The following is a 6,156-nucleotide window of genomic DNA, read 5'->3' as shown; positions in this document are numbered from 1 at the left end:
ATTGGCCCATGCTGCCCATTCCGGCGAATAGCTCCCCGGCACGCCGAAAACCTGCGAACCCGGCTTCCCCGGATGCGCGAGGGCCTGTGACCGCGCGGTGGTGACCGGTCGGCGAATCACCGATGCGGCACTCACCGATGCGTTGTCGATGATCCGATTGATGATCATCTCGGTCGTGTCGGCGGGCACCTCGACGGCGTCGGTCGCGAGCTGCGCGAGTTTGTAAGCAAGGTGCTCGGACTGCGGAAAGTCGTCAGCGCTACGTCGGGTTCGCACGATATGATTGATCATATTTGCACCGTACGCACCACAGTTCAGCAGCGAAAGCCCCTGCAAATGCGTATTTTCGCAAACCTTGACGAGTATTTTTGCGAACGTTGTGTACGTCGATGCGAGTACGCTTACCTCCCATGGCCAAGATGTTCGCGGGTGCACGGCTTCGCCGATTGCGCGAGGAACGCGGTATCAGCCAAGCCGCGCTGGCGCGCCGCCTCGACTTGTCGACGAGTTACGTCAACCAATTGGAGAACGATCATCGGCCGCTGACCGTGTCGGTGTTGCTGACGTTGAGCCGCGAGTTCGACCTCGGCGCCGACTATTTCGCCACCGACTCCGACGCACGCTTGGTCGGCGACCTGACCGAAGTCCTATCCGCACACGGCGACTCGGGTGATGTCGGCGGACAGATCGAAGAGCTGGTCTCGCGGATGCCCGATGTCGGAAAGACGCTCGTCGACATGCACCGCCGACTTCTCGCCGCGACAACGGAATTGGAGACCTATCGCGCCAGCGTCACTCGCGACGACACCGAACAGATCCGCGCCCCGATGCCCTTCGAGGAGGTCCGCGACTTCTTCTACGACCGAAAGAACTACATCCACGATCTAGACATCGCCGCAGAGGAAATGTTCCACGCTCACAGCCTTACTGTCGGTGGCCTCGACGAGCAGCTTGGCGCGATTCTGGAGCGCGACTTCGGAATTCGAGTCGTACTCGATGATGCGGTGAGCAAACGTACCTATGATCCGCATAATCGGGTGATTACCATCGCTCGACGCCTACGTCCAGGCCAGCGAGCGTTTCAGTTGGCGACCCAACTCGCGTTTCTGACACAACGTCCACTTATCGACGATATCGTCGCGTCGGCCGAAAACCTCAGCGCTCCTTCGGCTTCGGTGGCACGGGTCGGCCTAGCCAACTACTTCGCCGGCGCCTTGGTGTTGCCGTACAAGCAGTTTCACGCCGCCGCCGAGGAGCTCCGCTACGACATCGAGGTGCTCAGTCTGCGATTCGAAGTCGGTTTCGAGACGATCTGTCATCGGCTGTCGACATTGCAGCGCCCACGTCTGCGCGGAGTTCCGTTCATCTTTGTCCGCACCGACCGCGCTGGCAATATCTCGAAACGTCAGTCCGCCACCGCGTTTCATTTCTCCCGCGTCGGGGGAAGTTGTCCGCTCTGGGTCGTCCACGACGCATTCGCCACGCCCGGCCGGATCGTCACACAAGTGTCGTCGATGCCCGATGGCCGGTCATACTTCTGGCTGGCTCGCACCACTGACGAACCTCAGCAGGGCTACCTGGGCGTCCGTAGCAGTTTCGCCATCGGACTAGGTTGCGACCTCTCCTACGCCGATCGGCTGGTGTATTCCACCGGCGTCGACCTCGGCGATCCGCGTCGAGCGGTGCCGATCGGTGCCGGCTGTAAGGTATGCGACCGGCCAGACTGCGCGCAGCGCGCTTTTCCGCAACTCGGCCGCCCAATCATGGTCGACGACAACGTATCCGCGTCGACGCCCTACCTGTCACCCAGTTCTTGATCAGGCCCTACGGCAGCCAATGCGACAGTTCGAGCGCTGCGGCGACGCCGATAGCATTGTGCGACAGCGGGATCGGCAATAGGTCACTGGCGCGAGCGACTCGCCGCACAATGGTATTTCGGTGCGTGTAGAGCCGAGCCGCCGTAGTAGTGGAGTTGCACCGCTCGGCGAACCATACACGCAGGCACTCGCGCAGTTCAGGGTCGGCGGTTGCCAATTCGCCGAGCGTTTCGCTGATAAAGCCATCCACGACGGCGCGGTCGTCGCTCGTGACCCCGATGAGCGCCAAGTCGTCGTACCGGACCACCGTGCGCGTCGATCCGAGACGAGTAAGCGTCTGGTCAGCGGACAGCGCTTGAAAGTGACTACGCCGGAAGCCTTCTCGCCCAACCCCAGGACGGCCGATCGCGATACGCACACCATCGACGTCGTCGAGAACCGCGGTCATGTCGAGCGACTGCGTGGGAAACCAGACCCACAGCCGGTCCGCGCCGGCGAGCACATTCAGCCGTGACGTCAGCCGATTGGCAGACATGACCTCTTCACATAGTTCTTCCAACCGGCTCATCGCCGCGGTGATCGCTGTCAGCACTACGGCGGTTTGCGGGCCGGCCAGGCGATAGTGCAATTGCGCTTCGGCACGCGACTGTGCGATCGGCGCGCCCTCCAAGACAAGCGCAACCGCGGCTCGTCGTTCCGCATGGGTGTCTCCGGCCAGTTGGGCACGCGCGACGTCGATCTGATCGGCAAGCGCCGCGACAGTGTCATCGACGAATGCACTGATCGATCGCGACGTCACATCGAGCACCTCACGCAGTAACTGAACGTCGTCGGTCAAATCGAAACAGACCTCCATCCACCGTCGCCAGGCAACCGATTGCGCGGTCCGGAACGCGTCGAGCATGCCCGCATCGAGCCCGCGTCGAACCATTTCGCGAACCATGTCGGCGCCATCCTCGACTACGCGGACCGGCACGCGAACTCCTGGTTCGACGAGGTTGTGCTGAGCCCACTGCGCCAGATTCCCTTCGTTGGTTTCCCGCAACGCATCTGTCAGTGCCGCGTCGTCAACGATCTCGTCGAGTCGCACACCTTGCAGTGCCGCCAGATTGAATTCGTCCATCCACCCCTGCGGGGGGTCGGCGATCTGTGCGACCGCGGCGACGATCAACGCTGCCGCCCCGGGAGACGGCTGTTCCCAATCGGAGTCCATGTGTTCATTATGAACCAGATGGGTGGCGATTCTGGTTCATATCACCCTTGCTGCCCCAGGGCTGCCCGAGGAAAATGAGGTAACACCAAATAGGCGACCAGGAGCGTGTATGACCAGCCAACCAGCCACTGCCACCGATATCTTCGACGTCGTAATTCTCGGCGCCGGCATCTCTGGCATCGGCGCAGCGCACTATCTGCGCACCGAATGCCCGGAAAAGTCCTTCACCATTCTGGAATCGCGCGACACCATCGGCGGCACGTGGGATCTGTTCCGGTATCCGGGAATTCGCTCCGACTCCGATCTGCATACGTTTGGCTACGAATTCAAACCCTGGCGGGACAAGCAGGCAATCGCCGATGCCCCTCGGATTCTCGACTACCTGCGCGAAGCGATCGACGAAGATAGCCTGTCCGGACACATCCAACTTCACCGTCGGGCAGTGGCCGCCGACTGGATTTCGGCGGAGCAAGTCTGGGCGATCACTGTGCGCCACAACGACTCCGGCGAAACCGAAACCGTCAAGGCGCGATGGATTTTCGCCGGCACCGGCTATTACAACTACGAAGAGGGGTACTCCCCCGAGTTCCCTGGACGCGAGCGCTTCACCGGCCAGATCGTACATCCACAACACTGGCCCGAGGATCTGGACTTCGCGGGTAAGAATGTCGTCGTAATCGGCAGTGGCGCAACGGCTGTCACCCTCATCCCAGCGATGGCGCCGGAGACGAAACACATCACCATGTTGCAGCGGACACCAACCTACGTGATTCCGCTTCCCCGAGAAGACGTCATTGCCAACGCTTTCAAGCGGTTCCTCGGCGATAACCGCGGCTACGCGCTGTCTCGCCAGAAGAATATCCTTCAGCAGCGCATCGTATTTCAGCTCTGTCAGCGCTTCCCCAAACAAGCACGCGCAATCATCCGCAAGTCCAACGCCGCGATGCTGCCCAAGGGTTTCGATGTCGACACCCATTTCAATCCGCCGTACAACCCGTGGGATCAGCGACTGTGCGTCGTTCCCGACGGCGACCTGTTCCGGACCTTGCGCAGCGGCAAGGCGTCAATCTCGACCGGACATATCAAGACGTTCACCGAGACCGGAATCGAACTGACTGATGGCACCACCCTAGATGCCGACATCATCGTCACCGCAACGGGTTTGAACCTCCAGTTGTTCGGCGGACTGGAGCTGAGTACCGATGGCACGCCAGTCGACTTGGCTCAATCGGTCGCGTACCGCGGTGCGATGCTATCGGGGGTGCCGAATTTCCTCCTCGCGATCGGCTACACCAACTCGTCGTGGACGCTCAAGATCGGTCTTCTGTGTGAGTATTTCTGCCGCGTACTGAAGCACATGGACAAGCATGGCTACGCATCGGTCCAGCCGATCCCCGAGCCGACGATGGATACTCGCCCACTACTCAACTTCGATGCCGGTTATGTGAAACGCGCGCTCGACTGGCTTCCGAAGCAGGGCACCGCCGCACCGTGGCAGATGACGATGAGCGTCGCGGCCGATGTCAAACAGCTGCGTAACGGCGACGTCGACGACCGCTTCATGCGGTATCAGAAGTCATCGGCACTGGTCAGCTAGCCCTGCTCGCGCCAGGCTCCAACCTGCATCGTGGGATGCCGCCGAGGGACAACGCCCCTCGGCCGGCACAACGACGCAGATAGTGGCCTGGCCGAGATATGCGCCGTGATCGTCGGAGAGGGAACGCTCCCCCTCGGCTAACCTAGAAACGCAGATTGCAGTCCAGGGCAACAATGAGCGTCGGCGGGATCCGGCGGTCCGCGCAACGCACTGCCGAGCGGTCCCCCGTAAGTCGAGCAAATACGCGGAGGAGGATCTGCTCGACTCACGGGAACCGCTTTGGAATTGAGCTAGCCTCTGAGCAACCCTTTGGCGACATGCGTCACCTGGATCTCATTGCTGCCCGCGTAGATCATCAACGACTTCGCATCTCGCGCCAATTGCTCGACCCGATATTCGGCCATATAGCCGTTGCCGCCGAAGAGCTGCACCGCCTCCATCGCCACTTCGGTTGCGGCCCTTGAGGAATACAGCTTCATCGCCGATGCCTGCGCGAGCGTGGGCGGCTTGCCGTTCTTCGATGCCTCCATCGCGACGAACAGCATATTCTGCACATTGAGACGAGCGACCTCCATCTCGGCAAGCTTCAGCTGGATTAGCTGGAACTGCCCGATCTCTTGTCCCCACAGGGTCCGACTCTTCGCGTAATCGATCGAAAGTCGTTGCGCCTCATTGATAATGCCGAGTGAGAGTGCCGCGATGCCGATGCGCTCGGCGGTGAATCCCTGTTTCGCACTATCGCCGCCGCGCTTGTCACTGCCGGTGTCCTCGGTCTCGCCCAGCAGCCGATCGGCCCCGACCTTGACATTGTCGAAAAACAGCTCGCCGGTGGGCGAGGACATCATGCCCATCTTCTTGAAGGGCTTGCCCTGGGTGAGCCCCTCCATGCCCGTGTCGAGCACGAAGGTCAGGACCTTGCGATCTCGGATCGGGGTGCCATCTTCCTCGTCGAGCTTCGCGAATACCACCATCGTGTCGGCGTAGGGTCCGTTGGTGATGAACGTCTTCTGACCTTTGAGGATGTATCCGCCGTCGCCGTCACGCTTGACGGTCGTCTTCATGCCGCCGAGGGCGTCCGAACCGGAGTCGGGTTCGGTGATCGCCCACGCGCCAACCTTCTCCATCGTGACCAACTCGGGCAGCCAACGCTTCTTCTGGGCGAGAGTGCCGCGCGACTTGATCGTCGACACCGTCAGCCCCATCGATACTCCCATCGATGCGATGATGCCCAGACTTACGCCGGCCATCTCCATGTTGAGAATGAGGAACATCGAGCCCCCCAGGCTGCCCGGACCACTTGACTTCTTCTCCTCACCGGACTCTTCGGCGGCGAGTTCTTTCTCCAGGGCATCGCGGTTCATCGCGTCGATACCGAAGGTGGACAACATCTTTCGCGTGATGTCGTAGGGCGGAAGCTGACCCGTCTCCAGCTCGTCGATATTCGGCCGCACCTCCTTGTCGATGAACTGCCGCAACGCATCGCGAACCATCAGGTCTTCTTCGGACCACTCGAACATTCAGACTCCTCG

5 protein-coding genes are annotated in these 6,156 nt (G+C 61.1%); 2 read left to right on the top strand and 3 right to left on the bottom strand.

What is annotated here, in order from left to right; all coding sequences use genetic code 11:
• The coding region (locus GOEFS_RS11075) for an MmgE/PrpD family protein (protein WP_007317997.1) at positions 1–291 on the bottom strand (291 nt) is incomplete at its 3' end.
• Between the two features lie 119 nt (positions 292–410).
• On the opposite strand from GOEFS_RS11075, the gene GOEFS_RS11070 reads away from it, so the two are divergent.
• Complete coding sequence (locus GOEFS_RS11070; RefSeq protein ID WP_007317996.1) at positions 411–1,817, top strand: short-chain fatty acyl-CoA regulator family protein; 1,407 nt, start codon at positions 411–413, stop codon at positions 1,815–1,817.
• 7 nt (positions 1,818–1,824) lie between these two features.
• Here the strand turns inward: GOEFS_RS11070 and GOEFS_RS11065 are convergent, their stop codons facing one another.
• The gene (locus GOEFS_RS11065) at positions 1,825–3,030 is read right to left on the bottom strand and encodes a PucR family transcriptional regulator (RefSeq protein WP_007317995.1); all 1,206 of its coding nucleotides are present in this window, start codon (positions 3,028–3,030) and stop codon (positions 1,825–1,827) included.
• Positions 3,031–3,139: 109 nt separating this feature from the next.
• On the opposite strand from GOEFS_RS11065, the gene GOEFS_RS11060 reads away from it, so the two are divergent.
• Entirely contained in the window at positions 3,140–4,627 is a 1,488-nt protein-coding gene (locus GOEFS_RS11060) for a flavin-containing monooxygenase (protein WP_007317994.1), read from the top strand.
• Positions 4,628–4,917: 290 nt separating this feature from the next.
• On the opposite strand, the gene GOEFS_RS11055 is transcribed toward GOEFS_RS11060, so the two are convergent.
• On the bottom strand, positions 4,918–6,144 hold the full coding sequence (locus GOEFS_RS11055; RefSeq protein WP_007317993.1) for an acyl-CoA dehydrogenase family protein: 1,227 nt from the start codon (positions 6,142–6,144) through the stop codon (positions 4,918–4,920).
• Positions 6,145–6,156: the final 12 nt, after the last annotated feature.

Origin of the sequence: Gordonia effusa NBRC 100432, assembly GCF_000241305.1 — a bacterium.
Lineage (GTDB): Bacteria > Actinomycetota > Actinomycetes > Mycobacteriales > Mycobacteriaceae > Gordonia > Gordonia effusa.
This window is presented reverse-complemented; position numbering and strand designations above follow the sequence as displayed.

Coding starts and splice junctions, on each gene's coding strand:
- GOEFS_RS11070 (WP_007317996.1), top strand. CDS start 411: ATGGCCAAGATGTTCGCGGGTGCACGGCTTCGCCGATTGCGCGAGGAA.
- GOEFS_RS11065 (WP_007317995.1), bottom strand. CDS start 3,030: ATGGACTCCGATTGGGAACAGCCGTCTCCCGGGGCGGCAGCGTTGATC.
- GOEFS_RS11060 (WP_007317994.1), top strand. CDS start 3,140: ATGACCAGCCAACCAGCCACTGCCACCGATATCTTCGACGTCGTAATT.
- GOEFS_RS11055 (WP_007317993.1), bottom strand. CDS start 6,144: ATGTTCGAGTGGTCCGAAGAAGACCTGATGGTTCGCGATGCGTTGCGG.